General features: G+C 63.7%; 18 protein-coding genes and 2 pseudogenes. 11 read left to right on the forward strand and 9 right to left on the reverse strand.

The window, feature by feature from the left end:
* Positions 1–70: 70 nt before the first annotated feature.
* Positions 71–1,300 (reverse strand): acyl-CoA dehydrogenase, encoded by a 1,230-nt coding sequence (locus FFS60_RS00195; protein ID WP_137820763.1) that lies wholly within the window; start codon positions 1,298–1,300, stop codon positions 71–73.
* Positions 1,301–1,451: 151 nt separating this feature from the next.
* Here FFS60_RS00195 and FFS60_RS00200 point away from each other — a divergent pair, with 151 nt between their 5' ends.
* Complete coding sequence (locus FFS60_RS00200) at positions 1,452–2,393, forward strand: LysR family transcriptional regulator (RefSeq protein ID WP_028631190.1); 942 nt, start codon at positions 1,452–1,454, stop codon at positions 2,391–2,393.
* A gap of 123 nt (positions 2,394–2,516) precedes the next feature.
* On the opposite strand, the gene FFS60_RS00205 is transcribed toward FFS60_RS00200, so the two are convergent.
* The 5 genes from FFS60_RS00205 to FFS60_RS00225 form a co-directional block, all read right to left on the reverse strand.
* Complete coding sequence (locus FFS60_RS00205) at positions 2,517–3,287, reverse strand: enoyl-CoA hydratase (protein WP_028631189.1); 771 nt, start codon at positions 3,285–3,287, stop codon at positions 2,517–2,519.
* Between the two features lie 117 nt (positions 3,288–3,404).
* A complete protein-coding gene (locus FFS60_RS00210; RefSeq protein WP_028631188.1) occupies positions 3,405–4,532 on the reverse strand; it encodes an acyl-CoA dehydrogenase family protein in 1,128 nt (375 codons plus the stop codon).
* A 10-nt stretch (positions 4,533–4,542) separates the two neighbouring features.
* Positions 4,543–5,736, reverse strand: a complete 1,194-nt coding sequence (locus FFS60_RS00215) for an acetyl-CoA C-acyltransferase (RefSeq protein WP_137820764.1) — start codon at positions 5,734–5,736, stop codon at positions 4,543–4,545.
* A gap of 10 nt (positions 5,737–5,746) precedes the next feature.
* Positions 5,747–6,514, reverse strand: a complete 768-nt coding sequence (locus FFS60_RS00220; protein ID WP_028631186.1) for a 3-hydroxyacyl-CoA dehydrogenase — start codon at positions 6,512–6,514, stop codon at positions 5,747–5,749.
* An 18-nt stretch (positions 6,515–6,532) separates the two neighbouring features.
* Positions 6,533–8,152, reverse strand: coding sequence for an acyl-CoA synthetase (locus FFS60_RS00225; protein WP_137820765.1), 1,620 nt, complete (start codon positions 8,150–8,152; stop codon positions 6,533–6,535).
* A gap of 232 nt (positions 8,153–8,384) precedes the next feature.
* Between FFS60_RS00225 and FFS60_RS00230 the strand changes: the two genes are divergently transcribed.
* Positions 8,385–10,331 (forward strand): DEAD/DEAH box helicase, encoded by a 1,947-nt coding sequence (locus tag FFS60_RS00230; RefSeq protein ID WP_137820766.1) that lies wholly within the window; start codon positions 8,385–8,387, stop codon positions 10,329–10,331.
* Positions 10,332–10,475: 144 nt separating this feature from the next.
* Here FFS60_RS00230 and FFS60_RS00235 read toward each other — a convergent pair whose 3' ends face one another.
* Positions 10,476–10,700, reverse strand: coding sequence for a hypothetical protein (locus FFS60_RS00235; protein WP_137820767.1), 225 nt, complete (start codon positions 10,698–10,700; stop codon positions 10,476–10,478).
* 496 nt (positions 10,701–11,196) lie between these two features.
* On the opposite strand from FFS60_RS00235, the pseudogene FFS60_RS00240 reads away from it, so the two are divergent.
* The 9 genes and pseudogenes from FFS60_RS00240 to FFS60_RS00280 form a co-directional block, all read left to right on the forward strand.
* A pseudogene (locus FFS60_RS00240) lies at positions 11,197–11,412 on the forward strand (transposase); the annotation flags it as partial.
* A 350-nt stretch (positions 11,413–11,762) separates the two neighbouring features.
* Positions 11,763–12,800, forward strand: a complete 1,038-nt coding sequence (gene sbnA, locus FFS60_RS00245; protein WP_137820768.1) for a 2,3-diaminopropionate biosynthesis protein SbnA — start codon at positions 11,763–11,765, stop codon at positions 12,798–12,800.
* Between the two features lie 11 nt (positions 12,801–12,811).
* Complete coding sequence (gene sbnB / locus FFS60_RS00250) at positions 12,812–13,825, forward strand: 2,3-diaminopropionate biosynthesis protein SbnB (protein ID WP_137820769.1); 1,014 nt, start codon at positions 12,812–12,814, stop codon at positions 13,823–13,825.
* The gene (locus tag FFS60_RS00255) at positions 13,822–16,293 is read left to right on the forward strand and encodes a Pls/PosA family non-ribosomal peptide synthetase (RefSeq protein ID WP_137820770.1); all 2,472 of its coding nucleotides are present in this window, start codon (positions 13,822–13,824) and stop codon (positions 16,291–16,293) included. The genes sbnB and FFS60_RS00255 overlap by 4 nt, the downstream gene beginning before the upstream one ends.
* Position 16,294: 1 nt before the next feature.
* Positions 16,295–18,808: an amino acid adenylation domain-containing protein gene (locus FFS60_RS00260; RefSeq protein ID WP_137820771.1), complete on the forward strand. Its 2,514-nt coding sequence runs from the start codon at positions 16,295–16,297 to the stop codon at positions 18,806–18,808.
* Between the two features lie 61 nt (positions 18,809–18,869).
* Positions 18,870–19,892 (forward strand): TauD/TfdA family dioxygenase, encoded by a 1,023-nt coding sequence (locus FFS60_RS00265; RefSeq protein ID WP_137820772.1) that lies wholly within the window; start codon positions 18,870–18,872, stop codon positions 19,890–19,892.
* A gap of 30 nt (positions 19,893–19,922) precedes the next feature.
* On the forward strand, positions 19,923–20,942 hold the full coding sequence (locus tag FFS60_RS00270; RefSeq protein WP_137820773.1) for an NAD(P)-dependent oxidoreductase: 1,020 nt from the start codon (positions 19,923–19,925) through the stop codon (positions 20,940–20,942).
* Between the two features lie 260 nt (positions 20,943–21,202).
* Positions 21,203–21,661: pseudogene (locus FFS60_RS00275) on the forward strand (IS5 family transposase); the annotation flags it as partial.
* Positions 21,662–22,800: 1,139 nt separating this feature from the next.
* Positions 22,801–24,594, forward strand: coding sequence for an alpha/beta fold hydrolase (locus FFS60_RS00280; protein WP_137820774.1), 1,794 nt, complete (start codon positions 22,801–22,803; stop codon positions 24,592–24,594).
* Between the two features lie 472 nt (positions 24,595–25,066).
* On the opposite strand, the gene FFS60_RS00290 is transcribed toward FFS60_RS00280, so the two are convergent.
* Both FFS60_RS00290 and FFS60_RS00295 read right to left on the reverse strand, forming a co-directional pair.
* Positions 25,067–26,164 carry a DUF1615 domain-containing protein gene (locus FFS60_RS00290; protein WP_137820776.1) on the reverse strand — a complete coding sequence of 366 codons (1,098 nt, stop codon included), beginning with the start codon at positions 26,162–26,164 and terminating at the stop codon, positions 25,067–25,069.
* A gap of 265 nt (positions 26,165–26,429) precedes the next feature.
* Complete coding sequence (locus tag FFS60_RS00295) at positions 26,430–26,936, reverse strand: nucleoside deaminase (protein ID WP_028630492.1); 507 nt, start codon at positions 26,934–26,936, stop codon at positions 26,430–26,432.
* Positions 26,937–26,951 lie beyond the last annotated feature (15 nt).

The raw sequence follows: 26,951 nt of genomic DNA on the forward strand, positions 1-26,951 counted from the left end.
CCCACCCCGAACTACGAAACAGAGAAACGAAGAAGGCCCGCGCAATGCGGGCCTTCTTCGTTGCGGGCGATCACTGACCGCTGCGCAGCATTTCCTTGGGTACGTACTTGCCGACTTCATACTTGCCGATAGCCGCGCGGTGCACTTCATCCGGGCCGTCGGCCAGGCGCAGGGTGCGCTGCATGGCGTACATGTAGGCCAGCGGGAAGTCGTTGGAAACACCGGCACCGCCGTGGATCTGGATGGCGCGGTCGATCACGCGCAGGGCGACGTTGGGTGCCACCACCTTGATCTGCGCGATTTCGCTCTTGGCTACCTTGTTACCTACGGTGTCCATCATGTAGGCCGCCTTCAGGGTCAGCAGGCGGGCCATGTCGATTTCCATCCGCGAGTCGGCGATCTTGTCGATGTTGCCACCCAGACGCGCCAGCGGGCGACCGAAGGCAGTGCGGCTGACGGCGCGTTTGCACATCAGCTCCAGGGCGCGCTCAGCCATGCCGATCGAGCGCATGCAGTGGTGGATGCGGCCCGGGCCGAGACGACCCTGGGCGATCTCGAAGCCGCGACCCTCGCCCAGCAGCACGTTCTCGTAGGGCACGCGCACGTCTTCGAAGAGCACCTCGGCATGGCCGTGAGGTGCGTCGTCGTAGCCGAACACCGGCAGCGGGCGCAGGACCTTCACGCCGGGGGTGTCCATGGGAACCAGGATCATCGAGTGCTGCTGGTGGCGCGGCGCGTCCGGGTTGGACAAGCCCATGAAGATGAGGATCTTGCAGCGCGGATCGCAAGCGCCCGACGTCCACCATTTGCGGCCGTTGATGACCCACTCGTCACCCTGGCGCACCGCGCGGGCTTCCATGTTGGTGGCATCGGACGAAGCCACGCCCGGCTCGGTCATGGCGAAGGCCGAACGGATCTCGCCACGCAGCAGAGGCTCCAGCCATTGACGCTTCTGTTCTTCATTGGCGTAGCGCACCAGCACTTCCATGTTGCCGGTATCCGGCGCGGAGCAGTTGAACGGCTCCGGGCCCAGCAGGGAGCGGCCCATGATCTCGGCCAGGGGCGCGTATTCCATGTTGGTGAGGCCAGCGCCGTACTCGGACTCCGGCAGGAACAGGTTCCACAGTCCTTCCGCCTTTGCCTTGGCTTTCAGCTCTTCCATGATCGCGGTGGGCTGCCAGCGGTCGCCTTCGGCGACCTGCTGCTCGAATACCGGCTCGGCCGGATAGACATAGGCGTCCATGAATGCGGTGACGCGTTCACGCAGTTCCTGGACCTTCGGGGAATAGGCGAAATCCATGCGGGGCTACCTTTTACGGGCTGTTTGGTGAGGTCTGGTAAGGATGCTAGAACAGGGCGTAAGATTTCCCTAGTCTATTTTCGGCATCTATGAACATTCATCACCGATATATGATCCGCTGATAAAAACAACTTCGAGGAGCACGCCCGGCATGAATCTGAACAAGGTAGACCTCAACCTCTTCATCGTCTTCGACGCCATCTATACCGAGGCCAACCTGACCCGCGCCGGCCAGATCGTCGGCATCACCCAGCCCGCCGTCTCCAACGCCCTCGCCCGCCTGCGGGAAACCTTCAACGATCCCCTTTTCGTGCGCACCGCCCAAGGCATGGTGCCCACGCCCATGGCGCAGAACATCATCGGCCCGGTGCGCAACGCCCTGCAGTTGCTGCGGGTCTCGGTGCAGGAAAGCCGCACCTTCAACCCGGCCCAGGCGAACAAGACCTACCGCATCAGCATGACCGACCTCACCGAAACGGTGATCCTGCCACCGCTGTTCCAGCGCCTGCGCCGCCTGGCGCCAACCGTGCAGATCGAGAGCTTCCTGGCCAAACGCCGCGAAACCACCAAGGAACTGGCCGCCGGCCGCCTGGACTTCGCCGTGGACGCCCCGCTCAACACCGACCCGCAAGTGCGCCACGTGAAACTGATGGAGGACCGCTACGTCTGCGCCATGCGCCGCGGTCATCCGCTGGCCAAGGAAAAGATCACCCTGGACGAGTACCTGTCGCTGTCCCACATCCACATTTCCAGCCGTCGCAGCGGCCTGGGCTACGTGGACCTGTCACTCGGCAAGATGGGTATCCAACGCAAGGTGACCCTGCGTTCGCAGCACTACCTGATGGCCTCCACCGTGTTGCACGGCACCGACCTGGCCATCACCGTCCCGGAGCGCTTCGCCCGCCGCCAGGACCTGCACTATGTGGACCTCCCGGTGCATGACGTGCCGTCCCTGGAGACCCACCTCTACTGGCACGAAAGCACCGACCAGGACCCGGCCAACCGCTGGATGCGCGAGCAGATCATCGAAATCTGCCAGCAGGTGACGGCACAGGAGCAGAAGGAAATGAAGGAGCAGAAAGAGCGGGCGTAGTGACCTGTAGGGGCGAACTCATTCGCCTAGGGCAGCCAAGCTGCCCCCTTCAACATTGCGGAGCAGGTCTTCGATCTGCCTGGCGATTGAAATCGCCCCTACAAGCGCGACATTCGTCCGGGGCTACCGACCAAACTCCGGCTTGCGCTTCTCGATGAAGGCGCCCATGCCTTCCTTCTGGTCCGGCGTGGCGAACACCGCCTGGAACAGCCGCCGCTCGAAGCGCAGCCCCTCCGCCAGCGAGCCTTCGTCCACGCGGTTGACGCACTCCTTGAGCATCATCACCGCAGTGCGCGATTGCGCGGCGATGCGGCTGGCGCTGTCCATCGCCTCATCCAGCAATTCAGCCGCCGGCACCACCCGCGCCACCACGCCACAGCGTTCTGCCTCGGTGGCGTCCATGCTGCGGCCGCTCAGGAGCATTTCCATGGCCTTGGCACGGCCCACCAGGCGGGTCAGGCGCTGAATGCCGCCGGCTCCCGGAATCACGCCCAGCTTCACTTCCGGCAATCCGAATCGCGCGGTGTCTGCGGCGATGATGAAATCGCACATCAGCGCCAGTTCGAACCCGCCCCCCAGCGCGTGGCCGGCCACGGCGGCAATGATCGGCTTGCGCCGTTGGGCCACGCGATCCCAGCGGCCGAGGAAGTCGTCGAGGTAAGTGCCGGGAAAGCACAGGCCGGCCATTTCCTTCACATCGGCGCCCGCGGCGAAGGCCTTGGCGGAACCGGTGATAAGCACGCAGCCGATGGCAGCGTCACGCTCAAAACCGTCGAGCACCTGGTTCAGCTCGTCGATGAGCTGGGTGTTGATGGCGTTCAGCGCCTCGGGGCGATTGAGGGTGACCAGGCCGACAGCGCCGGCCTGCTCCACCAGCAGGGTCTGGTAGGTCATATCGAATTCCTGGAGATGTTTGTAGGCCAGGCCTGCGGACTGGTTGGCGAATGAGCTCGCCCTGGAACCTTGTAAGGGCGAATTCATTCGCCAAGGGCAGCGCAGCGGCCCCAAAGCTCAGAGACTGCGGGCGATCACCATGCGCTGCACGTCGGAGGTGCCTTCGTATATCTGGCACACGCGCACATCGCGGTAGATCCGCTCCACCGGGAAGTCCTTCAGGTAGCCGTAGCCGCCCAGGGTCTGGATGGCTGCCGAACACACCTTCTCGGCCATTTCCGAGGCGAACAGCTTGGCCATGGAGGCTTCGGTCAGGCAGGGCATGCCGGCTTCACGCAGGCTGGCGGCGTGGTGCACCATCTGCCGCGCCACGGCGATCTGGGTGGCCATATCGGCCAGGCGGAAGGCCACCGCCTGGTGCTCGATGATCGCCTTGCCGAAGGTCTTGCGCTCGTGGGCGTAATCACGTGCGGCTTCGAAGGCCGCGCGGGCCATGCCGATGGACTGCGCGGCAATGCCGATGCGCCCGCCTTCCAGGTTGGACAGCGCGATGCGGTAGCCCTCGCCCTCCTCGCCCAGGCGCAGGGACGCCGGAATGCGCACCTCGTCCAGCTGGATCTGGCAGGTGTCCGACGCGTGCTGGCCGAGTTTTTCCTCGACCCGAACGACCTGATAGCCGGGCGTTTCGGTGGGCACGATAAAGGCGCTGATGCCCTTCTTGCCGGCCTGCGGGTCGGTCACGGCGAAGACGATCACCATCCCCGCATGGCTGCCCGATGTAATGAACTGCTTGGCGCCGTTCAGCACATAGTGGTCGCCGTCGCGGCGGGCACGGGTGCGCAGGTCGCTGGCATCGGAACCCGCCTGGGGCTCGGTGAGGGCGAAGGCACCGATCATCTCGCCCGTGGCCAGCGGGCGCAGGAAGCGTTCCTTCTGCTCCTGGCTGCCGTACTTGAGGATGGGCATGCAGCCCACCGAGTTGTGCACGCTCATGATGGTGGAGCAGGCGCCATCACCGGCAGCGATCTCCTCCAGGGCCATGGCGTAGGCCAGGTGGCCGGTGGCCGCGCCGCCCCACTCCTCCGGCACCAGCATGCCGAGAAAGCCCAACTGGGCCATTTCGCGGATGGCCTCGGCCGGGAAGCGGTGCTCGCGGTCCCAGTCGGCGGCGAAGGGTTTCAGCCGTTCCTGGGCGAACTGCCGGGCCATGTCGCGGATCTGGATTTCGTCTTCGTTCGGGATCATTGCGCGTTCCTCAGCTCATGCGCTCGATGGCGACAGCAGTCGCCTCACCACCACCGATGCACAGCGACGCCACGCCACGCTTCAGGTCGTACTGGGTCAGGGCGCTGAGCAGGGTCACCAGCACACGGGCGCCGGATGCGCCGATGGGGTGGCCCAGGGCGCAGGCGCCGCCGTGGACGTTGAGCTTGTCGTGGGGGATGTCCAGGTCACGCATGGCGACCATGGGCACCACGGCAAAGGCTTCGTTCACCTCAAACAGGTCCACCTCATTCAGGCCCCAGCCGGTGCGGGCCAGAAGGCGCTGGATGGAACCCACCGGCGCCGTGGTGAAGAGGTTCGGCGCATGGGCAAAGGAGGCATGACCCGCGATACGCGCCAGCGGGGTCAGGCCGCGCTTTTCCGCCTCGGACAGGCGCATCAGCAGCAGCGACGCGGCGCCATCGGAAATGGAGCTGGCGTTGGCCGCGGTGACGGTGCCGCCTTCGCGGAAAGCCGGCTTCAGGGTGGGGATCTTGTCCAGGCGCGCCTTGGGCGGTTGCTCGTCCTGGCTGATGGTCACCCGTTCGCGGCCAGACGTGGCTTCCACCGGCACGATCTCGGCAGTGAAGCGGCCGTCGGCCATGGCCTTCTGGGCGCGGGTCAGCGAGGTGATGGCAAAGGCATCCTGCTGTTCGCGGGTGAAGCCGTAGGCCTGGGCGCAGTCCTCGGCGAAGGTACCCATCAGGCGGCCCTTGTCGTAGGCGTCTTCCAGGCCGTCGAGGAACATGTGGTCCAGCACCTTGCCGTGGCCCATGCGGTAGCCGCTGCGCGCACGCTCCAGCAGGTATGGTGCATTGGACATGCTCTCCATGCCGCCGGCCAGCACCACGTCAGCGCTGCCGGCGAGCAGCAGGTCATGGGCCAGCATCACGGACTTCATGCCCGAGCCGCACATTTTGTTCACCGTGGAGCAGACCACGCCCTGCGGCAGGCCCGCACCAAGCGCGGATTGCCGTGCCGGGGCCTGGCCCTGGCCGGCCTGCAGCACGCAGCCCATGATGACTTCGTCCACGACGTCGCCTTGCACGCCGACGCGTTCCAGCGCGGCGCGGTTGGCAGCGGCGCCCAATTGCGCTGCAGTCACGTCCTTGAAGTCGCCGAGGAAGCCGCCCATGGGCGTGCGCACGGCACTGACGATAACGATCGGATCGGTTTTCTGGGTCATGGCGTTCTCCTTACTTGGCAGCCATGCGAATGGCGCCATCGAGGCGGATGACTTCACCGTTGAGCATGGTGTTCTCGACGATATGGCGGACCAGCGCGGCGTACTCGGAGGGGCGACCCAGGCGCGGTGGGAACGGTACCGCTGCGCCGAGGGAATCCCGCACTTCCTGGGGCATGCCGGCCATCATCGGGGTTTCGAAGATGCCGGGCGCGATGCACATCACGCGAATACCGTGGCGCGCCAGTTCGCGGGCGATTGGCAGAGTCATGCCGACCACGCCGCTCTTCGACGCGGAATAGGCCGCCTGGCCGATCTGCCCGTCGAAGGCCGCGACCGAGGCGGTGTTGATGATCACGCCGCGCTCACCTTCCTGATTCGGCTCGCCCTGGGCCATGGCTTCTGCGGCCAGGCGCAGCATGTTGAAGCTGCCCACCAGGTTGATGCTGATCGTCCGGGCGAAGCTGTCCAGGGCATGCGCGCCGTTGCGGCCGATGACCTTCTCGGCTGGAGCGACACCCGCGCAATTGACCAGCCCGTGCAGGCCACCAAAGGCCTCGACGGCGGCGGTCACGGCCGCGCGGGCGTCCTCATCACGGGTAATGTCTGCCTTGACGAAGCGGGCGTTGGCACCCAGTTCTTCGGCACGGGCGGCGCCGGCATCGGCGTTGATGTCCACCAGTACCACCTTGCCGCCCTGCCCCACCAGCTCGCGGGCGGTGGCCAGACCAAGGCCGGAGCTACCGCCGGTCACCAGGAAAACGGAATTCTCGATACGCACGTTTACGACTCCTTCGGATCAGTGAGCGGCGGCCGCTTGGGCCTTGGCGATCTCCTGGTTACGCAGGAGGAAGCGCTGGATCTTGCCGCTCGGGGTCTTGGGCAATTCCGCGACGAACTCGATCTCGCGCGGATAGGAATGGGCGGACAGGCGCTTGCGCACGTATTGCTGCAGCGCCTCGGCCAGGGCGGCGTCGGCGGTGTGGCCGGCGTGCAGCACGACGAAGGCCTTGACCAGTTCGGTGCGCTCCGGATCGGGTTTGCCGATCACCGCGGCCTCGATCACCGCCGGATGCTCGATCAGCGCGCTCTCCACATCGAAGGGGCCGACCCGATAGCCGGACGTGGTGATCACGTCGTCGGAACGGCCGACGAAGCTGATGCTGCCGTCCTCGTTCAGCTCCACGGTGTCACCACTCAGATAGTAGTCACCGACGAACGCCTTGGTGGCCATGCCCTGATAGCCGGGGAACCAGAACAGCGGCGAGCGCGGCATGTCCAGGGCGAGGATGCCGGGCTGGCCGCAGGGCAGCTCGCGGTGCTGCTCGTCCAGCACCACCACGCGGTGACCGGGCATGGCGAAGCCGGCTGCCCCCAGGCGCACCGGGTGCTCCAGCGCATGGTGGTTGCACAGCACCATGCCCAGCTCGGTCTGCCCATAGTGGTCATGGATGGGGCAACCCAGGCCTTCGGCGAACCAGCGGATCACCTCTGGCGTGAGGGGCTCGCCGGCACTGCTGACGGCGCGCAGGCTGCCCTTGATGGCGCCCTCTACCTCGTCGCGTGCAGCCAGCAGCAGGCGGTAGGCGGTCGGCGAGCCGGCCAGGTTGGTGATGCCGTACTCGCGGATGATGCGGCAGGTACTTTCAACGGTGAACCCGCCTTCGTAGAAGGTGGTGGCATGACCCATGGCGAGCGGACCGGTCACCGCGTAGTAGAGGCCGTAGGCCCAGCCCGGATCGGCAAGGTTCCAGAATCGGTCCTCGGGGCGCAGGTCCACCGCATCACGCATGTAGCTGACGAAGGCGACGATGGCCTTGAGCGGTACGGACAACGGCTTTGCCAAGCCGGTGGTGCCAGAGGTGAACATCAGCAGGAAGGGATCGGACGCCTTGCGCAGCACCGGCTCGAAGCTGTCCGGCTGAAGCTCCACCTCGCGCCAGAAATCCTCGCCCACGGTCAGTACCGGCGGTGCGCCCTCTACCTCGTCCAGTTTGGAACGGTTGGCCAGGTCAGTCACCACCAGCTTCGAGCCGGCACCCTGGACGCGGTGCTCGATGGCCTTGGGCCCGAAGGCGGTGAACAGCGGCTGGTAGACGGCACCGGCACGCCAGGTGCCGAGAATGGTGATCAGGAGTTCCGGGGTACGCGGCAGCAAGCCCGAAACGCAGTCCCCGGGGCGCACGCCACGGGCCTGCAGGAAATTGGCGAAGCGCGCGGCGGCTTCCTTGAGCTGGGCGAAGGTCCAGGTGGCGCGTTCACCGGTGCGCCCCTCCCAGACCAGGGCGACGCGCCCCGAATCGGCATGGCGGTCGCAGCATTCGACACAGGCGTTGAGCGCGTCGAGCTCCCCGGCCAGGGCGGTAGAAGCGGCGCTGGCGTAATCGAATTCGCGGGCAGCGGTGAAGTAATCGCGCATCGGGTGGCCTCCCAGGTTGTTTTTGTTGGAGTGCCGGGATGGTCGCGCCGGGGGCCGGTGGCGGCAATGTCGAAAGGCATCAACCTGGGTGAGCGAATTTGACAGGGACGAGCCATCCCCCGTGCGGGAGTCCCTGCCGCCCCGGCCTGGCCGACAGCAATCCGCCATCATCCAGTCTTCGCGCAAAAGCGCTTATGATTCCGCGCTTTGTCGTGGTTACAGGGATCAACCCATGCTGTCTGCTGTGAAACGCTACAAGTCGCTGCTGTCGGGGGCCTTGGCGCGTTACTTCCCACGAACCACTGAATACCTGCGCACCGAGAACGAAGCGGTCGCCCAGCTCAGAAAGCCGAAACCCCGGGCCAAGAAACCCGCCACCGCCGCTAAAGCCAAGGCCGGTGGCACCCGCAAGACCGCCGCTGGCGACGGCCCCGCCAAACCGCGCCCAGCCAATGACGACGGTATCTACAGCGGCGCCAGAATGAAGGTGACGGATGCGCAGGCAGAGGCCATGCGCGCACGGGTTGCCCAGGCAGTGGCGGCCGGGGTGGTGAGCGCGCCCTCCGACGAACAATGGGCGATGATCCTCGGCCGCGCCCCGCTCACCCGCATCTTCGCCGGCGCGGGTTCCGGCAAGTCCACCACCCTGGTGCTGCGGGTGGTGTTCATGCTGTGCCATATGGGCGTGGCGCCGGAGAAGCTGACCGTCATTTCATTTACCAACGCCTCCTGCGCCCAGTTGCGCGAGCAATTGCTGAGGGTCCTGGCCTTCTGGCAATTCCCCTTCGACGCGGCCCAGGCGCGCCAGTGCGTGCGCACGTTTCACTCCGCCATGGGCACCCTGGCCAAGGAGCTGCTGGGCAACCCGCGCTGGTTCGAGCAACTGGACGAAGCCACGGCGGGCGAGCTGGACAACCCGCTGCTCGCCGGCCGCCTGCGCCCCGCCCAGCAGCGCCTGCTGCAACAGGCCTATCAGGCGTGCTACACGGCGGACGCCACCTTCCGCGAACGCGTTCACAGCCTGCTGGACCTGCCGCCCCTGCCCGCCCCCGCCGAAAGCCAGCCGGCGCGAATTCCCAAGGCGCCGCTGGATGGCTTCAAACTGGCCGGCGAGTTCACCCCGCTGCCCCTGTTCGAAGCCTTCCATGCGCAGGCCGGGTTCATGGAGAGCATCGGCATTCGCCTCGACCAGTTGAAACCACGCGAGCTCAGTTGCTCCCCACGTGAGCGCACCTTCGTCGAAGCCCAGGTGCAGTTCTGGAAGTACTTCGACGAGCGGCTCAGGGAACAGGGGTTGATGACCTTCAACGCCGCCTTCCAGCGCCTGGGTGAAGTCCTGGCCAAGGGCGACAACGTGCCCAACGAGGCCCTGATGCCCTTCTGCCATTTGCTGATCGACGAGTTCCAGGACGTCTCGCCGCAGATCGTCCAGTGGCTGCAGGCCTTGCATCGCAGCCTGGCGCGCCGCGGCGAGGCGGTCAGCCTGATGGCCATCGGCGACGACTGGCAGTCCATCTACGGCTGGCGCGGCAGCTCGCCGGAGCTGTTCATGGACTTCGACAAACACTTCCCCAGCAAGGGCAAGTCGAAGAAAAGCACCGTGCTGATGCTGGAAACCAACTACCGCTCCATCGAGCCGGTGCTACGCGACGGCGAGGCCGTGCTGGACGGCGTGGCCTTCAAGCAAAGCAAAGCGAGCAAGGCGTTCAAGGCCATGCAACCGGGCGACCATGGGGTGAAGCTGGTGACCCGCTTCGACCTCAAGGCGCGCCTACCGGAACTGGTGAAGGAGATCCAGGCGCAGTGCACACACGTCGCCAGCCGCGCCAGTGCCGACCGCAATGCCGTGCTGGTACTGAGCCGGCGCAATGAACCGTTGCGGCAAATCCAGGCGCAACTGGATTCAACGCTGCCGGTACGCGCCTACAGCATTCACCGCGCCAAGGGGTTGCAGGCCGAGGTGGCAATCATCGTCGACGACTGCATGCCCCCGGAGAAACATCCGCTGCGCAACGCGCTCTACGCCTACTCGGGCTTCTTCCGTAACAGCTACGACCAGGCCATGCAGGACGAGAGCCTGCGCCTGGCCTATGTGGCTATTACACGGGGCGTGAGCCGGGTGATCTGGTACACCAACAAGGTGCAGGGGGCGGTCGAGGTGCTGACGCGGCGCGGATGAACGCGCCGTTTCCTTTGCTGAAGACAAGAAGCACGAGGCCCGAACGAATTCGGGCCTTTTGCCTTGACGAGTGCTGATCCTCGCCCGAGAACGCTTCCCCTTACCTCCATGGTCCCGGGGGAGCGCCTTCAGGCCCTGAGGTCACTAGCCACGCCCGCCGCCATAACCACCGTGTCCACCTTGTCCACCGTGTCCACCTTTTCCACCGTGATCGCCGCGACCACCGTGATCACCCTTGCCGCCGTGATCGCCTCCTTTCTCACTCGCGATAGCGCTGGAATCACTGGAGATATAGTCAGGAATAAGAACGGTGGACGCCGACAGCACTCCACCAATCGCCAGGGCCAGCAAACATTTTTTAATGGACATCAGAACCTCCGACTTGCTTATTAATTAGTTAGGGATGGTCTGAAGTAGCCATGTATTTCTGCTGGCTTCAGCCACCGTCGATTTTGAATACGGCGAATTGATCAAAGACGATTAGGTCAACTTATCGCTGCCCGTCCGCTATTCCGGGCGGTAGTCCCCCAATTCCTCCGTGCAGCCACAGCAGTGTCGGAGAATTGACCGTGATCAATCACCGAGAAGAACGACGTCGTTTCAGATGGGAAAGCCTCGGGATGCTTGTCACAGGCGGCGGGGCCCAAAGGCTCGAAGCTTCCATAGCGGTTCACTTGGCCAACGTGTGGGCGGGTTGCAAGCAACGCTTCGCTGTGGTCTGACGCGGATTACTTTCTGACAGCGGCAAGCGCTTGGGGTTACCTGGCGGGTTGACTATTACCGGCAGTCTGCAAGAGCGGCCGGCCGGTTACACAGTGTCGCTTGAAAAAGAATTTGGGGAAAATTGATGTACATCAAACCTCCCTACAAAGCCTGGCGCAAGATCGAAAACACCAAGGCGCAAGTACGAGCGCAAGTCGAGCACCCGTTCCGAGTGATCAAGCGCCAGTTCGGTTACGTGAAGACGCGCTTTCGTAGCCTGGCCAAGAATACCGCGCAGTTGATGATGCTGTTCGCGCTGTCGAACTTATGGATGGTGCGCCGACATTTGCTGACTACCGTGGGAGAGGTGCGCCTGTAATGCGGAAGAAGGCCGCTGGGAGCTGCTCGCGACGGCTAATAACGGAGAATTGAGCGGGCTATCTGGTCGATTTTGATCAGCGGCCCGCTTTCAAAATCGGCGAAAGCTGAAGTCGGCCAAAATTACCGGGCTACTTCAGACCATCCTTAAGGACGCGGGGTTGTATGTTGTCGGCGGCGTGACCCGCCGGGTTTGAACTGAAGCTGCAACAAAGTGAGTGTGACTTCGACTTGGCTACGAGAAATCAGGCATCGATGCTGGCCGAATATCGGCATGCTTCCGCGCTTTCATTTCAGTCCATCGCCGATGTCGCATCTCTCCAGATCGGTTTTTGCCAGAGGTGCCCTGTCATGCGTCCGTCAACTAACGAGATACTCCCAAAGGACAGGGAAACGGGATCAGAAATTGTTCCGGCTGCTGGCTCGGCGCCTCCCCTAGCGTCACGGCTCGCCATACGCTTGGAACTACTCCGCAAGACCCTACGACCCACCCCGTATGTGCCATTGGCCATGGAGGGGATGGATCTCTTTGCCAAGCTCGAGTATGTCAACCCGGTGGGAAGCATCAAGGACCGCTCCGCCTACTGGATTCTCAAGCGCGCGGTCGAACGCGGTGATATCAACGAAGGCACCACGGTGATCGAGTCCTCCTCCGGGAACTTCGCCACAGCCCTGGCCGCCTTCACGCACTTGGTCGGCCTGCGCTTCATTCCGGTAATCGACCCCAACATCTCCGGCAGTTACGAGTCGTTTCTGCGGCGTATCTGTCCCACAGTAGTGAAGGTCGAGGAACGCGATGACACCGGTGGATTCCTCAAGACCCGCCTGGAAATGGTGAAGCAGCTGTGTGCCACCATTCCAAACGCCTACTGGACGAACCAGTACGGAAATCCGGACGCCGTGGAGGCGCACTACGAACTCACGGCGGGCGAGATCTGCACCGCTTTCGACTCGCTCGATTATGTCTTCATCGCCGTCAGCACCGCGGGAACCATCGCTGGCGTGTCGCGTCGGCTTAAAGAGCACTTTCCGAAGATCCAGGTCATCGCCGTCGATAGCGAAGGCTCGGTCATCTTCGGTGGCGCCCCGCGCAAACGCCATATCCCCGGCCTCGGCTCGAGCATTGTTCCGCCGCAGCTGGCACGCGCCAGGATTGACGAGGTTGTCAAGATCCCCGAGCGCGAAACCGTTGAAGCGTGCTGGGAACTCCTCAATATCCACGGGCTGTTCGTCGGCGGCTCCAGCGGGACGGCGTTCGCGGCGGTCAAGCGGCTTGCGCCGAAGATCGCCGGGGTCAGGCGGCCCAGCGTGCTGTTCCTTTGCGCGGACCGCGGCACACCCTACCTCGACACGGTGTACAACCCGGCGTGGGCGACCACGCTCGAATAGGAGAGGTGGTCATGGAATTCAAGTTATCGATCATCAACGGCAAGACCGTTTCCGACATCATCCGCGCCCAACGGGGCGAATGTATCGACACTGTCCAGGATGCGTATCTCGCGCACGCCGAGGGGCGGTCAGTTAACCCGGATAGCTATTTCTTGCGCTTCCCCGACAAGCCCGATTGCCGGATCATCGCGTTGCCAGCCTACCTCGGAAGCGGCTTCGACGTGGCCGGATTGAAGTGGATCGCGAGTTTTCCCGGCAACGTTCAGCGCGGCTTTCCCCGGGCTTCGGCCGTGCTCGTGCTCAATAGCTACGACACTGGCTACCCCTTCGCCATCCTCGAGAGTTCGATCATCTCGGCCGCGCGTACCGCCGCATCGGCGATCCTGGCTGCCTACTGGTTGAATGGGCGATCGCGCCGGGCGCATGCGCTGGGCATCGTGGGCACCGGGTTCATCGCCCGCTACGTCTACGAGTTCTTGATCGATACGGCGTGGGAGATCGACGAGGTCCGGTTGTACGACCGCTCGCCTCTCGAAAGCGAGAAATTCATGCATAGCGCGTGCAGCCCCGAGCGGCACTGCAGGGTCGTGGTGGCCCCCGACATGGAAAACCTGATCAGTGCCTGCGATCTGATCGTCTTCACTACCGTCGCGTCGGCGCCGCACATCACGGATGCAACCCTCTTCGAGCACAATCCGCTGGTGTTGCACCTTTCCCTGCGCGATCTGGCCCCCGAAATCCTTCTCCGTTCGCAGAACGTGGTCGACGACGTCGAGCACGTCATGAAGGCCAACACCTCCCCCCATCTCGCCGAGCAGCAAACCGGCAATAGAAGCTTCGTGACGGGCACGCTGGCCGAGATCATGGGTGGACACCGAACAGTCGATCGCAGCCGGCCGATCATTTTCTCGCCCTTCGGCATGGGGATACTCGACCTGGCGGTTGGCAAGTGGGTGTACGACCAGGCGGTCGCCAGCGGCCGGGATCTGTGCCTGTCCGACTTCTTCTACGAAGTGACGCGATGAGTACGACCATTGCGGATCGGCGTAGCGCCGCCGCCAAGCGTGACGAGAGCAGCCTCGCCGAGGTGCTGGCGGGCGTCATGGGTGTCGACTGCGTGCCGGTCGATAGCCACTTCTTCGACGAACTGGGGGCAGATTCGTTGGTGATGGCCCATTTCTGCGCGCGAGTGAGGAAGCAAGGAGGCCTGCCGCCGGTGTCGATGAAGGACATCTACGCGCACCCGACGATCAGTAGCCTGGCAGCGGCACTGGCAAACGCCGGGCCCGCCACCGCCAATTCGACGGTTGCGGCAGTGCTGGAGCCGCCGACGGCGACCAATGCACGCGAGTACGTCCTGTGCGGGGCGCTGCAAGCGCTGTTCTACTTTGGCTATTCGTACCTGGGCGTGCTCGCCGCGATAGAAGGCCACCAGTGGCTGGTGGCGGGATCGGAAGGGATCGAGAGTTACCTGCGGCTGATCCTGTTTACCGGTGTGGCGTTCCTTGTCGTGTGCGCCGTGCCGATCGCGGCGAAGTGGCTGCTGATCGGTCGCTGGAAGCCGCAGCAGATTCGCCTCTGGAGCCTCGCCTACGTTCGCTTCTGGGTGGTCAAGTGGCTGATCTGGTCGAACCCGGGAGTCCACTTGTTCGTCGGCTCGCCCCTGTACGGGCTGTATCTGCGGGCGCTGGGCGCGAAGGTCGGGCCGGGGGCCGTGATCCTTTCGCGGCAGATCCCGGTGTGTACCGACCTGCTAACAATCGGCGCCGGAGCGGTGATCCGCCGGGATTCGAGCTTTCTCTGCTACCGGGCACAAGCCGGACGGATCGAGATCGGCCCGGTGACCCTTGGCCGGGATGTCTATGTCGGCGAAACGGCCGTGCTCGACATCAACACCTCGATGGGCGATGGCGCGCAACTCGGCCACAGCTCCACCTTGCTCAGCGGCCAGGCGGTGCCGGCCGGCGAACGCTGGCATGGCTCTCCGGCACAGCCTACCGAGACGGACTATGTGCGAGTCGCGCCGGCGCGCTGTGGCAGGCTGCGTCGCGCCATCTATGCCGCCTGCTCCTTGCTCGGCATCCTGTTTGTGCTCGCGCCACTTCTGGAGGTTGGCCTCGGCCTGCTGTTCCCTTGGGTGTCGTCACTGGTCGAAATGCTGGACCCAAGCGTGCAAACCGCCAGTGGGGCGTTGACGCTGTCGGGGCTGATGATCGAGTCGCTGGTTCTCTCGGTCGTGCTGTTCTTCGGTGGACTGCTGGTCGGCCTGCTGGCCGTCGGCACCATTCCGCGGGTCTTGAACCTGTTCATCGAGCCGGACAGGGTCTATCCGCTCTTTGGCTTGCACTACGCAGTACACCGGGTCATCGCGGGGCTGGGCAGGCTGCGGTTCTTCCAGTACCTCTTCGGTGACAGCTCCTACATCGTCCACTACTTGAGCTGGACCGGCTATCACCTGTCTCCCGTGGTGCAGACAGGGTCGAATTTCGGCATCGAGGTGATGACCACGAACCCCTTGCTCACCTCCATCGGCAGCGGAACCATGGTCGCCGATGGGCTGAACATTATTAACGACGAGGTCTCTAGCACCTCGTTCCGGGTGTCCCGGGCGGCGATAGGGCCGCGCAACTTCGTCGGCAACTACGTGACCTACCCGGCGGGCGGGCGGACGGCCGGCAACTGCCTGCTGGCGATCAAGGTGATGGTCCCGCTCGACGGCAAGATGCGCCAAGGGGTGGGTTTGCTGGGTTCGCCGCCGTTCGAGATTCCACGTTCCGTCGAACGCGACAGCCAGTTCGATCATCTGCGCAGCGGGGAGGCGCTGCGCCTCGGCCTTGCCGCCAAAAATCGCTTCAACCTCAGGACCATCGGTATCTTCCTGCTCACGCGGTGGCTGGGGGTCTTCCTGATCATGCTGATCAACCTGGCTGCCATCGTGTTCTTCTATGGCATGTTTGCCCATGCGGTCATGGCGGTGCTCTTCGCGTTCAGCGCGGTCGTCGCCGCGGTCTATTACGCCTTGGTCGAGCGTGGCTGCGAAGCGCTCGGCCCGCCGCCACCGGGCATCTGCTCCATCTACGACCCGGGTTTCTGGTGGGTCGAGCGCCTGTGGAAGCTGCATCCGATCCAGTTTTACAACATCTTCAACGGCACGCCGTTCAAGAGCCTGCTCTGGCGGCTGATCGGGGTGCGGATCGGCAGGCGGGTGTTCGACGACGGCAGCCACATCTCCGAGCCGCTTCTGACCACCGTCGGCGACGAGTGCGTGCTCAATCACCTAAGCAAGATCCAGTGCGACTCGCAGGAGGACGGCACCTACAAGTCCGGCTACACCACGCTTGGCGCCGGCTGCACGCTCGGTGTGGGCGCCTTCGTCCACTACGGCGTGACGATGGGGGCGGGCTCGCTGCTCGCTGCCGACGCTTTCCTGATGAAGGGTGAAGATGTCCCACCTGGCGCGCAGTGGGCCGGGAACCCGGCGCAGGAGGTCTGAGATGAGCTATAACGCATTGCAAAAAGCGGGCGCCGTGACCGAGAGCGATCAGGCATTCTGGCGCGCTGTCCTGCTTGCCGGCGGATTCGCCGCACTCCCGCGCTGGTCGCTCAACCCGGTCTGCGGCATCGGCGAACACCAGGCAACCATCCCCGCTGAACTGATGGCGGCGCTGCACCAGTTGGCGAAGGAGCTGGCGGTGCCGCTCAGGTCGGTATTGCTGACCGCGCATGCCAAAGTGCTCGGTGTGCTCTGCGGCGAGCGCGAGGTGACTACCGGCTACGCCGTGCGGGCCGGCTTGGCGCTGCCACTGCCCATGACGATAGGCGCCGGCTCATGGCGGGAGGCGCTGCTGGAAACGGCTCGGGCGGAGTCGGAACTGCTAATGCACAGGGATTTTCCGCTCGACGCGCTCAGGCGCGAACTGGGCCTGAGCGAGCCGTTGTTCGAAACGCTGTTCGAACCGGTCCAACACCAGGGCAGCGACAGTGGCGAGCTGGCCGATGGCGCGGTACTCCAGGTCAGCTTTGCGCAAGGGCAGAAGCTGGTGCTGCGTTACCGGACCGACGTGCTCGACGGCGCATGCGCAGCCAGGATCGCCGGCTATCACCTCACCGCGCTGGCCTCGATAGCGGCCGACCCGGACGCCGAGCACGCATTACAGAGTCTGCTATCCGCTGAGGAGCTGCGCTTGCAGCTGCACGACCTCGGCGGACCACAGCGCAAGCTGCCAGAGCGTCGGGTCCATGAGCTGTTCGAGGAGCGCGTTCGGCTGCACCCGGACGCCGTTGCGGCCGTGCACGGCGACAGCCAGCTCACCTACCGCCAGCTCAATGCTTGCGCCAACCAACTTGCGCGGGAGCTCTTGGCGCGCGGGCTGCGCCGTGAAGAAGTGGTCGCCGTGGTGACCGAGCGCAACCTGGACTGGCTGATCGCCGTGCTCGCGATCTTCAAGGCCGGTGGCACCTACCTGCCCATCGAGCCGCATTTTCCGGCAGAGCGCATCGCCAAGATGCTCGGCCGGGCGGACTGCCGACTGGTCCTGAGCGAACGAGGCAGCAGCGCGATGCTCGATCAGGCACTTGCCTCGCTTGGTACGATCCACCGACTGCTTATCGACGCGGTCTACAAGGAGAGCCTTGCCGACGGCGCCACCGCTAGCGATCTTGGCGTCGACGTCACGCCCGATCAGTTGGCCTACATCTACTTCACCTCAGGTTCGACCGGCGAACCCAAGGGCGCAATGTGCGAGCACGCCGGCATGCTCAACCACCTGTTCGCCAAGATCGACGACTTGGGTATAGGCGCAGGGACAGTGGTAGCCCAGACGGCACCTCAGTGCTTCGATATCTCGCTGTGGCAACTGGTCAGCGCGCTGCTGGTCGGTGGCAGAACGCTGCTGGTCGACCAGGCGGTGATCCTCGACGCGAAGCGTTTCATCGACGCAATAGTCGACGGCAGGGTCAACGTGCTGCAGGTCGTGCCGTCCTACCTTGACGTCGTTCTCGCCTATTTGGAGCAGCACCCCCGTGCGCTGCCGGACCTGCGCTACGTGGCGGTCACCGGTGAAGCCCTGAAGAAGGAGCTGGCCCAGCGCTGGTTCGCGGCCCAGCCCGGGATCAGGCTGGTGAATGCGTACGGGCTGACCGAGACCTCCGACGATACCAATCATGAACTCATGGACGGCGTGCCCAACGGCAAGCGTATTCCGCTCGGTCGCCCGCTCAACAACGTGCAGGTCTACGTCGTCGACGAGCAGTTGGTGCCGGTGCCGCTCGGCGCTCCCGGTGAGATCGTCTTCTCCGGGGTCTGTGTCGGCCGCGGCTATGTCAACGATCCCGAGCGCACGCAACGCGCCTTCATGCTCGATCCACACCGCCCAGGGCAGCGGCTGTACCGCAGCGGCGACCATGGCCGCTGGCTGCCCGAGGGCAAGTTGGAGTACCTCGGCCGCAGGGATAGCCAGGTCAAGATCAGCGGCTTCCGCATAGAACTTGGCGAAATCGAGAACCGCCTGTTGCGTTTGCCAGGCGTGCGCGACGGCGCAGTCGTGGTTGCCGAGCGGGCCGATCACATCCAGCAACTGGTGGCCTTCTACGCAGGCCCGCAACCACTCGATACCAGCGTGCTACAGGCCCCGCTCCGTGAGTCGTTGCCCCAGTACATGGTTCCGACGACCTTCCACTGGCGCAACAGGCTGCCATTGACGGACAACGGCAAGATCGACCGCAAGGCTTTGCGAGCGCTCGCAGGAGAACTCGACAGGGTCAAGTCGGAGCATGACCAGACCAGTACGCCGACCGAGCAACGGTTGGCGGGAGCCTGGGCCGCTGTGCTCGGCATCCCGCAGGAGCAGATCGGCCGTGGCGCGCACTTCGTTGAGCTCGGCGGCACCTCGCTAGCGGCGCTGCGGCTGGTGATCGAGTTGAACCGCGCGGTGTCCGTGGCGGACTTGACCGAGCACCCAGTGCTCGCCGAGCTGGCCAGGTTGCTCGATGCGCGATCCGCCCAGTAACCGCCAGGCACCCCAGGGTGCTAAGGCGTGGGGCAGCAGCTACTGAAGGAGGTAAGCCATTATGTCATCGTCATTCGCAACCCAACTGACTTCGGTGCCGACCTCAGCGCTCGATGTGCAGGTGCGACCCGGCAAACCGCCGCTGCTGCAGGTGGGTGCCACCGAGGACGCCAGCCGCTGGGCCAGCGAGCACCGCGACGCACTGCGAGCCGCCGTGGTAGAGCAAGGGGCGCTGCTGGTTCGCGGTCTCGGGCTGCGCGATGTGGCCGAGGTTGCAGCCGTTTTTCGCCAACTAGGCCACCTGATGACCGAGCGGGAGGCCTTCGCCGCCCGCCAGCGCTACGCCGACGACCTCTATTCTTCGTCGAAGTGGCCGCCCAGCCAGCCCATGTGCATGCACCACGAACTCAGTTACGCGCTCGAGTTCCCCTCGACCATGCTGTTCGCCTGCCTCGCCGCGCCACCTGAGGGCGGCGCGACCCCGCTGGCCGACGCAGCTAGCGTGCTGCAAGCGTTGCCCAGCGAATTGCTCGATCGCTTCGAGCGAGTGGGCTGGCTGCTGATCCGCAACTACAACGGAGAAATCGGCGCGTCGATCGCGGACGCATTCGGCAGCGACGACCGTCGCGCCGTCGAGAGCTACTGCCAGGCGAATGCGATCAGGTTCGAGTGGCAGCAGGGCGGTGGCCTGCGCACCTGGCAGCGCCGCAGTGCGATCGTGCGCCACCCGTGCACCGGCCAGCGCTGCTGGTTCAACCAGATCGCATTCCTCAACAAGTGGACGATAGAGGCGGAGGTGCGCGAATACCTCGTGGACATCTACGGCGAGGACGGGCTGCCATTCAATACGCACTTTGGCAACGGCGACCCGATCGGCCCGGACATCGTGCAGTTGCTCAACGAGATATACGAGGCGAACACCACGCGCGATCGGTGGCAATCCGGCGACCTGATGCTGGTGGACAACATCCGCACTGCGCACGGCCGGGAGCGTTTCAAGGGGCTGCGCGAAGTGCTGGTCGGGATGGCCGACGCAGTGAGCTTGGCCGACTGCTCACCAACAATCGAAGTGATCGGCGGTTGACCGCCCCCTTTCCAAACAACGGAGTCCGTTATGTCAGCCAATGAATACACAATAGTGGTGCAGGACGAGCAGGTGCCGATGCTTCCCTTGGTGGATGGGTGCAGCCACTCGGAAATGGATATCATTCCTCGGTTGGGCCAACCCAATGTCCTGATCTGTGATTCGATCCCCGCTGTGGCCATCGAGCAGATGCGCGCGGGAGGACTCACGGTGGACGAGAGGGTAGGCCTCACGCCCGAGGAGCTTGAGGCCTTGATCAGCGATTACGACGCTGTCGTCGTCCGCTCCGCCACCAAGATTGGAAAGCAGCACATCGCGACGGCGCACAGGCTACGGCTGATCGTCCGCGCTGGTGTCGGCACCGACAACATCGACCTTGCCGCGGCCGCGTCCCGAGAGATCGCGGTACTCAACACCCCCAAGGCCCCGACTACCTCGGTGGTCGAGCTTGCTCTGGGTTTACTCCTTACCCTTGCGCGGCGGATTCCCCAGGCCGACGCCGCCTTGAAGTTGGGGCGTTGGCCGAGGAAGGAATTCGCAGACGGGATCGAACTCGAGGGTAAGACGCTGGGCATCATCGGTGTGGGCCGGATCGGGGGAAGCCTGGGGCGCTGTGCCGCGGCGCTCGGTATGATCGTGGTCGGTACCGACAAGGAGTTCACCAAACCCTCGGGCTACTTCGAGGGCCTTGAGCTCCTCTCCTTCGAACAGCTCCTTCGCCGTGCCGATTTCGTGACGATGCACATCCCGCCGAGCGCAGATGGCCGCGCGGCAATCGGATACAAGGAAATCGCGCAGATGAAGGATGGCGTCCTGCTGATCAACTGCTCACGCGGCGGCGTGGTAGATGAGGATGCGCTTCTCGCTGCGCTCGAGTCGGGTAAGGTTCGTGGCGCTGCCCTCGACGTCTTCGCCGAGGAGCCGCCCACGGACCTGCGACTCGCCCGCCATCCCCACGTTGTCTGCACGCCTCACATGGGCTCCTCGACGCAGGAGGCCCAGGCGCGGATCGGCATGGAGATCGCGCAGATACTTCTGGAGCAGCTGTAGCGCTCAGAGGTTGTGAAAACATTGAGCGCCGTCGCTAACTCGCCTTCAGGCGTTCGCGGCAAGGCTCGCTACGTGAGCAGTGGGGGGAGCTAGGGAACCCGTTTGATCCGGCATGGACGTTTTACCTTGAGCGCCGAAGAGCGCGTCGTCTGGTAGCCCGGTCTTATTCAGGCTGTTGGAAGGCTTGAGCCGTATGAGGGGAGACTCTCAAGTACGGTTCTCAGGGGAGGCAGGGGTGGTAACACCCCTGCTTTACCCGACTGAAGGCGCACATCGGCGCCGATGCCGAGTCCGGTCTGGTGCACAGCGTGGTGGGGACGGCAGCCAACGTTGCAGACGTTACCCAGGTCGACAAGCTGCTGCACGTTGAGGAAAACATGGTGGGTGCCGACGCGGGGTACACCGGCGTCGAGAAGCGCCCGGAACATGAAGGCCGGGAGGTGATCTGGCAGATCGCGGCCCGCCGCAGTACCTACAAGAAGCTGAGTAAGCGCAGCGCGCTGTACAAAGCCAAGCGCAAGATCGAGAAGGCCAAGACCCAGGTGCGCGCCAAGGTCGAGCACCCGTTCCGGGTGATCAAGCGCCAGTTCGGTTATGTGAAGACACGCTTCCGTGGCCTGGCGAAGAACACCGCACAACTGGTGACGCTGTTCGCGCTGTCGAATCTGTGGATGGCACGCCGACATTTGCTGACGAATGCAGGAGAGGTGCGCCTGTAATGAGGGAAATGACCGCTGCGAGGTTATCGCGGCGGCCAGAAACACTGAAATGAGCGGGTGATCTGATCGTTTTTGATCGGTTTGCCGCTTTCAAAATCGGCGGAGGCTGAAGTCAGCCAGAAATGCATGGCTACTTCAGACCATCCTTAGTTAGTCGACAATCGATCCCCATACGTAATCGCAATTAACATTCAACGCGACCTGGAACAACCAAGCCAACAAACAAGATTCGGCGCGGAGATACCAGACAAAAACCATCAAGCCATCAGAGCCACGCATCCCACCTGCTTGTAAATCCATTTCAACCTCAACCCAAAAAAACATTTTGATGAAGATCAAAAAATGGAAACTTTGCGAATCCGAACAAAACATTACCAAACAGCAACGAGACGCAATATTCGAACCGATAGACCAACTGCAAAAACATGACACCGCGACCCAAAAAGATCTCTTTCGCTTATTGAAGGCAATACTAAGCCGCCCTCCAAAGTCAGCCGGAAAGGCTATATTCAAAGGGAGCGCCGCCAACACCAGCGATCGATATATTCCTGACCCAGCACTATAAAACAGCAGGACACGACCAACCGATACACCCTGTAAAAAATGACGAGCGGATAATAATCAGACCACGCCCACACAAACCGGCTTATCCCCACAAAAACTATCAAAACCAGACACACGGCAAATAACGGGTTATATCTTCTGCAAATTTGATCCAGATCAAATTTAATCGACGAGCCACAGCAAGAAGCATGAGCAAAATTAGCTTCAAATTCGGACGATCGGTTTATCCAAACTCAAACAATCTCTATCTTCCCGACCTTGCCGGGCAGCGGGCAAGCAACTGATTCATGTACTTTACAAATGCACACTCCGTGCACTTATCGACTTGCCAATCCCAGGTTCAACAAGGTGAACGGCGCCCTGCTCCAGTTACGTCAGTACCAATGAGAAACGTAATCGCAACTCGGTTAGTCGACCGAGGCAGCTCCGCCCCTGCCCCCCGTCGCTCAGCGCAGCCACTGTCATGAAATGAAAAACCGCTGTCGTGCGATGCAAGGCTTCCGGTCGGCGCGCCGCCTAGAGTCGATGCTCTTCAACGCAAGCAGGGCTCCTTGCCCGGGAACACGAGAGTCGTAATGAGCAAATCCCCTCGAACGAGCCAGACCGCAACAACCGCCAAGCGACTTCCAGCAGCAGGCCGAACCCGCCGCCCCCGCAAGGACGCCGACCTCCCGCAGAACGCCGAGCAGCACGAGCTGATCGGTACGGCAACGAGTCAGACTCTGGCGGGCAACCCGCTGGTCAGCGTGCGCGCAGCCGACCTGGCCAGCTCTACCGGCTACCTGCTCAAGGCCCTGGGCAAATCGCCGCTCAAGGCCGGTTACCACCTCGGGGGTTACCTGAAGGAGCTGCGCGCCATCGTCGGGGGTACGTCGAGCATTGCTCCAGACCCCAGGGACAGGCGCTTCGCCGATCCGGCCTGGCAATCCAATTTCCTCTTGCGTGCCCTGCTGCAAAGCTATCTGGCCGGCCAGAGCGAGTTCACTCGCTTCATCGAATCCACCGATCTTGCTCCCATGGAGAAAAGCCGGGCCCAGTTCGTCGCATCGCTGCTGGCCGACGCCCTGTCGCCGAGCAATTCGCCCCTGACCAATCCGGCGGCCCTGCGCAAGTTGGTGGACACGGGCGGTGTGAGTCTCGCCAAGGGCGTTCGACAGTTCACCCACGACCTGCTGAATAACCGGGGACTCCCGGCGCAAGTCGACAGCACACCGTTCAAGGTGGGAGAGAACATCGCCACGGCCAAGGGCGAAGTGGTGTTCCGCAACGACATGTTCGAGCTGCTGCAGTTCGCACCGACCACCGCGAACACCTATGCGCGGCCATTGGTGATGTCGCCGCCGCAGATCAACAAGTACTACGCCATCGACCTGGCGCCGGAAAAGAGCCTGATCAAGTGGATCCAGGACAGCGGCGTGAACCTGTTCGTCATCAGCTGGCGCAACCCCACCAGCGAACACCGCGATTGGGGCCTGTCCGACTACGCCCTGTGCCTCGACCAGGCCGTGGACGTGGCGCGCAAGGTAACCGGCAGCCCAGACGTGAACATGTGGGGCTCCTGTTCCGGCGGCATCACCCTGGCGGCCTACCTGGGCTGGCTGGCGGCCCGTGGCGAAGGCCACAAGGTGGCCAACACCAGTTGGGCCGTGTGTGTGCTCGACATGCCCTCGGCACTGGACGACACCACGCTCGGCCTCTTCACCACCCCGGCCGCCCTGCGCGCGGCCAAGGCCAGCTCGCGGCGCAAGGGCGTGCTGAGCGGCCAGGACATGGCGCGCATGTTCGCCTGGATGCGCCCCAACGACCTGATCTGGAACTATTGGGTCAACAACTACCTGCTGGGCAACAAGCCGCCGGCGTTCGACATCCTCGCCTGGAACAACGACACCACGCGGCTACCGGCACAGTTGCACGCGGACTACCTCGACCTGGTGCAACTCAACCCCTACAGCAACCCGGGCACCCTGGAAATTGCCGGCGAAGCGATCGACATGACCCAAGTGAAGGTCGGCGCCTATGTGATTGGCGGCACCACCGACCACATCACGCCCTGGCAAGGCTGCTACGGCACGGCCCGCCTGTTCGGTGCGGACGCCACCTACGTGCTGTCCAACGCCGGCCACCTGCAGAGCCTGGTCAACCCGCCGGGCAATCCCAAGTCATTCTTCTATGCGGCGCCTGCTGCTGCCGATGACCCAGAGACCTGGCTGCAGAACGCCGGCGAACGCCAGCAAGGCAGTTGGTGGCCCCATTGGCGGGAGTGGATTCAACAACGCTCAGGCGACAGCCTGCCAGCGCCGAAGAAGCTGGGGGCACGCAAGTACCCGCCTCTCTGCCCCGCACCCGGAACCTATGTGATGGAGCGTTGAGGCGGGACGCCCGCTTGCACGCTCCGTTTCTCGGCCCAGCGGCAAGCGAAGGGGAAATCAGCTGTACTTGTAGTTCAGCCACCTTGATTACAGGAGCTCATCTTATGCCAATTCTTCGCCTACCTGCCTTGGTAGCCGCGATATTCCTGGTGACCGTGGCAGGAGCATCCTGGGCTACAGAGCAGGGTCAACAACGTCGTGCCGCGCGAGATGTCCGGCAGGAAACCCGTCAGGATGCGCGACAGATAAAGCAGGACTGCCGCGCAGCCGACCAGCAGAGCAACCCCCAGTGCAGGCAGGATAAGCGGCAGACCAAACAGCAAGGGCGGGAGAGAGCTCGGGATATCAAGTACTAAGCCGCGCGTACGCGATGACGAAGGCGGGAACTACCTGCGGCATTCCCAACCCGAATCGTCTATGCACTCAGCGCCGGTGCCGCCCGCCCCCATGCGCCTGGCGCTCGAACGAAGCCTCACGCCCCCGGGGCGCGCTTCATGCAACGTTGATAGCGCTCATCCACCCGTTTGGCGAACCACTCGGTGGTGAGCTTGCGGGTGATCTTTGGGCTCTTCAGGTCGATGCCCGGCATCACTTCTCGCGGCAGCTTGCGTCGTTCCACCTTGTCGGCCAAGGCGAAGACCCGCTCATAAAGGTCGGTTTCCTCGAACGCCAGGCTGTCGCCCTTGAGCAGCGCACGGCGAATCGCGGAGTCGCTGAGATCCAGCGACTTACGCAAGGCGCGCACCGCCAGTTCGGTGGAGCCCGCCTTGCTCGAGCCGTGGATGACCAGGTCGCCGTCCAGTGCCAGGGGAATTCCCGAGGCGAGGCTCACTGCATTCTGGAAGGCCGCATTGCGGCTGGCGTACCAGCCGGCGTTGAAGTCGGCGAAGCGGTACAGCGGCTTCGAGTAGTGGGTCGGATAGCCCAGCAGGTGGGCGATACCGAAGTACATACCGCCGCGCCGGGTGAACACCTCCTGGCGGATGGAGCCCTTGACCGGATAGGGATAGCCCTGCGCATTGGCTTCGGCAAAGGCGATGCTCACCTGCATCGGGCCGCCGGTATGCACGGGGTTGAAGTTGCCGAACAGCTTCTGACCCAGGGGCACCATGCCGATGAAGTCGTCGAAGATCACGCTCAGTTCCTTTTCCGTGCGCACACGGCTGAGACGCTGCTCATAGGTCTTGCCATTGGGTGAGTCGAGTTTCAGCGCAGAAGTCACCAGGAACGCCGGCACATGCACGCGGCTGGCGCGGCGCTGGATTTCCTGCCGGGCAATCTTCGCCAGCCCTGGCACCTGCGGGTCGACCTGGTAGGTGGATTCCTGCTCGGTGACCGCCAGAACGGCGCACAGGTTGCTGTTAGTGGGAGGGATGTCCTGGGCGGCGAAGGCGGCCTGGATATCGGCGGCCCAACCCTGACGATCCGCCACGCTGGAAGGCATCAGCCTGACCACCTTGGCGCGCACCTCCGCGGGCCGCAGTACCGGTTCCTCCGGTCCCCGGGTGCCGCACGCGGCCAGGGTCAAAAGCGTGGCAAGGATGACGAAACGTGTGACGAGCTTGCTCATGAAGGGGCTGCCTTGCGGTTCATGCCGGGAAAACATGGCATGAAAGACAGCCGCTGTGGGAAATGGTTTGCACAAGGCAAGAGCGCTGGTTTTTTGTCGGTTGGCGCCAAGCGCAGCGCGGCCCAACGTGGGTGATCGGTCAGCGTCACGCAACGTTGGGCTTCGCGCCGCTCAAACACGCCCTACGAAGGACCGCAATGGCGCTCCAGATGCTCTGCCGCGCAGCCTCTGGCCACACCGCCCGGGTGAATGGAGAGGCTGCCTCTCACGACCAGAAGCCGTCGTGGGCGGTGGCGGCCTCGGACTCCAGCATCGGCCCCAGCACCTCGACCTGGCGCTGGCCGCGCGCGAACACTTCGCGGCACGGCAGGGAGAAGGTCGGGTTCTCCGGGTGGGCACCGGTCAAACCCAGCAGCGCGTGTTCCGACAGCGCGTAGACCACCCGCCCGATGCCGGTCCAATACACCGCACCGGCACACATGCAGCAGGGTTCGGCGCTGGTATAGAGGGTGCAAAGGGCCAGCTCGTCGGGACTCAGCACCTTGGCCGCCAGGGCGACAGCGACCAGTTCGGCATGCTGGGTCGGGTCACCCTCCGGCGGCATGGAGTTGTTGCCGGCCTGGGCGATCACCTGGCCGTTGCGGTCAGCCACCAGTGCGGCGAACGGGTGGCGACCGCGCTCGCGGGACTCTTCGGAAAGGCGAATGGAGAGGCGCAGCAGTTCCAGATCGAGATCACTGATTCCGGTGGGAACGAGATTGCTGAAGGTCATGGATGACTCCTTGGC

The organism is Pseudomonas sp. D(2018), assembly GCF_005502555.1.
GTDB classification, from domain to species: Bacteria; Pseudomonadota; Gammaproteobacteria; order Pseudomonadales; family Pseudomonadaceae; genus Metapseudomonas; species Metapseudomonas resinovorans.

Coding starts and splice junctions, on each gene's coding strand:
- FFS60_RS00270 (WP_137820773.1), top strand. CDS start 19,923: ATGTCAGCCAATGAATACACAATAGTGGTGCAGGACGAGCAGGTGCCG.
- FFS60_RS00195 (WP_137820763.1), bottom strand. CDS start 1,300: ATGGATTTCGCCTATTCCCCGAAGGTCCAGGAACTGCGTGAACGCGTC.
- FFS60_RS00215 (WP_137820764.1), bottom strand. CDS start 5,736: ATGACCCAGAAAACCGATCCGATCGTTATCGTCAGTGCCGTGCGCACG.
- FFS60_RS00265 (WP_137820772.1), top strand. CDS start 18,870: ATGTCATCGTCATTCGCAACCCAACTGACTTCGGTGCCGACCTCAGCG.
- FFS60_RS00260 (WP_137820771.1), top strand. CDS start 16,295: ATGAGCTATAACGCATTGCAAAAAGCGGGCGCCGTGACCGAGAGCGAT.
- FFS60_RS00255 (WP_137820770.1), top strand. CDS start 13,822: ATGAGTACGACCATTGCGGATCGGCGTAGCGCCGCCGCCAAGCGTGAC.
- FFS60_RS00205 (WP_028631189.1), bottom strand. CDS start 3,287: ATGACCTACCAGACCCTGCTGGTGGAGCAGGCCGGCGCTGTCGGCCTG.
- FFS60_RS00235 (WP_137820767.1), bottom strand. CDS start 10,700: ATGTCCATTAAAAAATGTTTGCTGGCCCTGGCGATTGGTGGAGTGCTG.
- FFS60_RS00225 (WP_137820765.1), bottom strand. CDS start 8,152: ATGCGCGATTACTTCACCGCTGCCCGCGAATTCGATTACGCCAGCGCC.
- FFS60_RS00290 (WP_137820776.1), bottom strand. CDS start 26,164: ATGAGCAAGCTCGTCACACGTTTCGTCATCCTTGCCACGCTTTTGACC.
- FFS60_RS00200 (WP_028631190.1), top strand. CDS start 1,452: ATGAATCTGAACAAGGTAGACCTCAACCTCTTCATCGTCTTCGACGCC.
- sbnB (WP_137820769.1), top strand. CDS start 12,812: ATGGAATTCAAGTTATCGATCATCAACGGCAAGACCGTTTCCGACATC.
- FFS60_RS00295 (WP_028630492.1), bottom strand. CDS start 26,936: ATGACCTTCAGCAATCTCGTTCCCACCGGAATCAGTGATCTCGATCTG.
- FFS60_RS00210 (WP_028631188.1), bottom strand. CDS start 4,532: ATGATCCCGAACGAAGACGAAATCCAGATCCGCGACATGGCCCGGCAG.
- FFS60_RS00230 (WP_137820766.1), top strand. CDS start 8,385: ATGCTGTCTGCTGTGAAACGCTACAAGTCGCTGCTGTCGGGGGCCTTG.
- FFS60_RS00280 (WP_137820774.1), top strand. CDS start 22,801: ATGAGCAAATCCCCTCGAACGAGCCAGACCGCAACAACCGCCAAGCGA.
- sbnA (WP_137820768.1), top strand. CDS start 11,763: ATGCGTCCGTCAACTAACGAGATACTCCCAAAGGACAGGGAAACGGGA.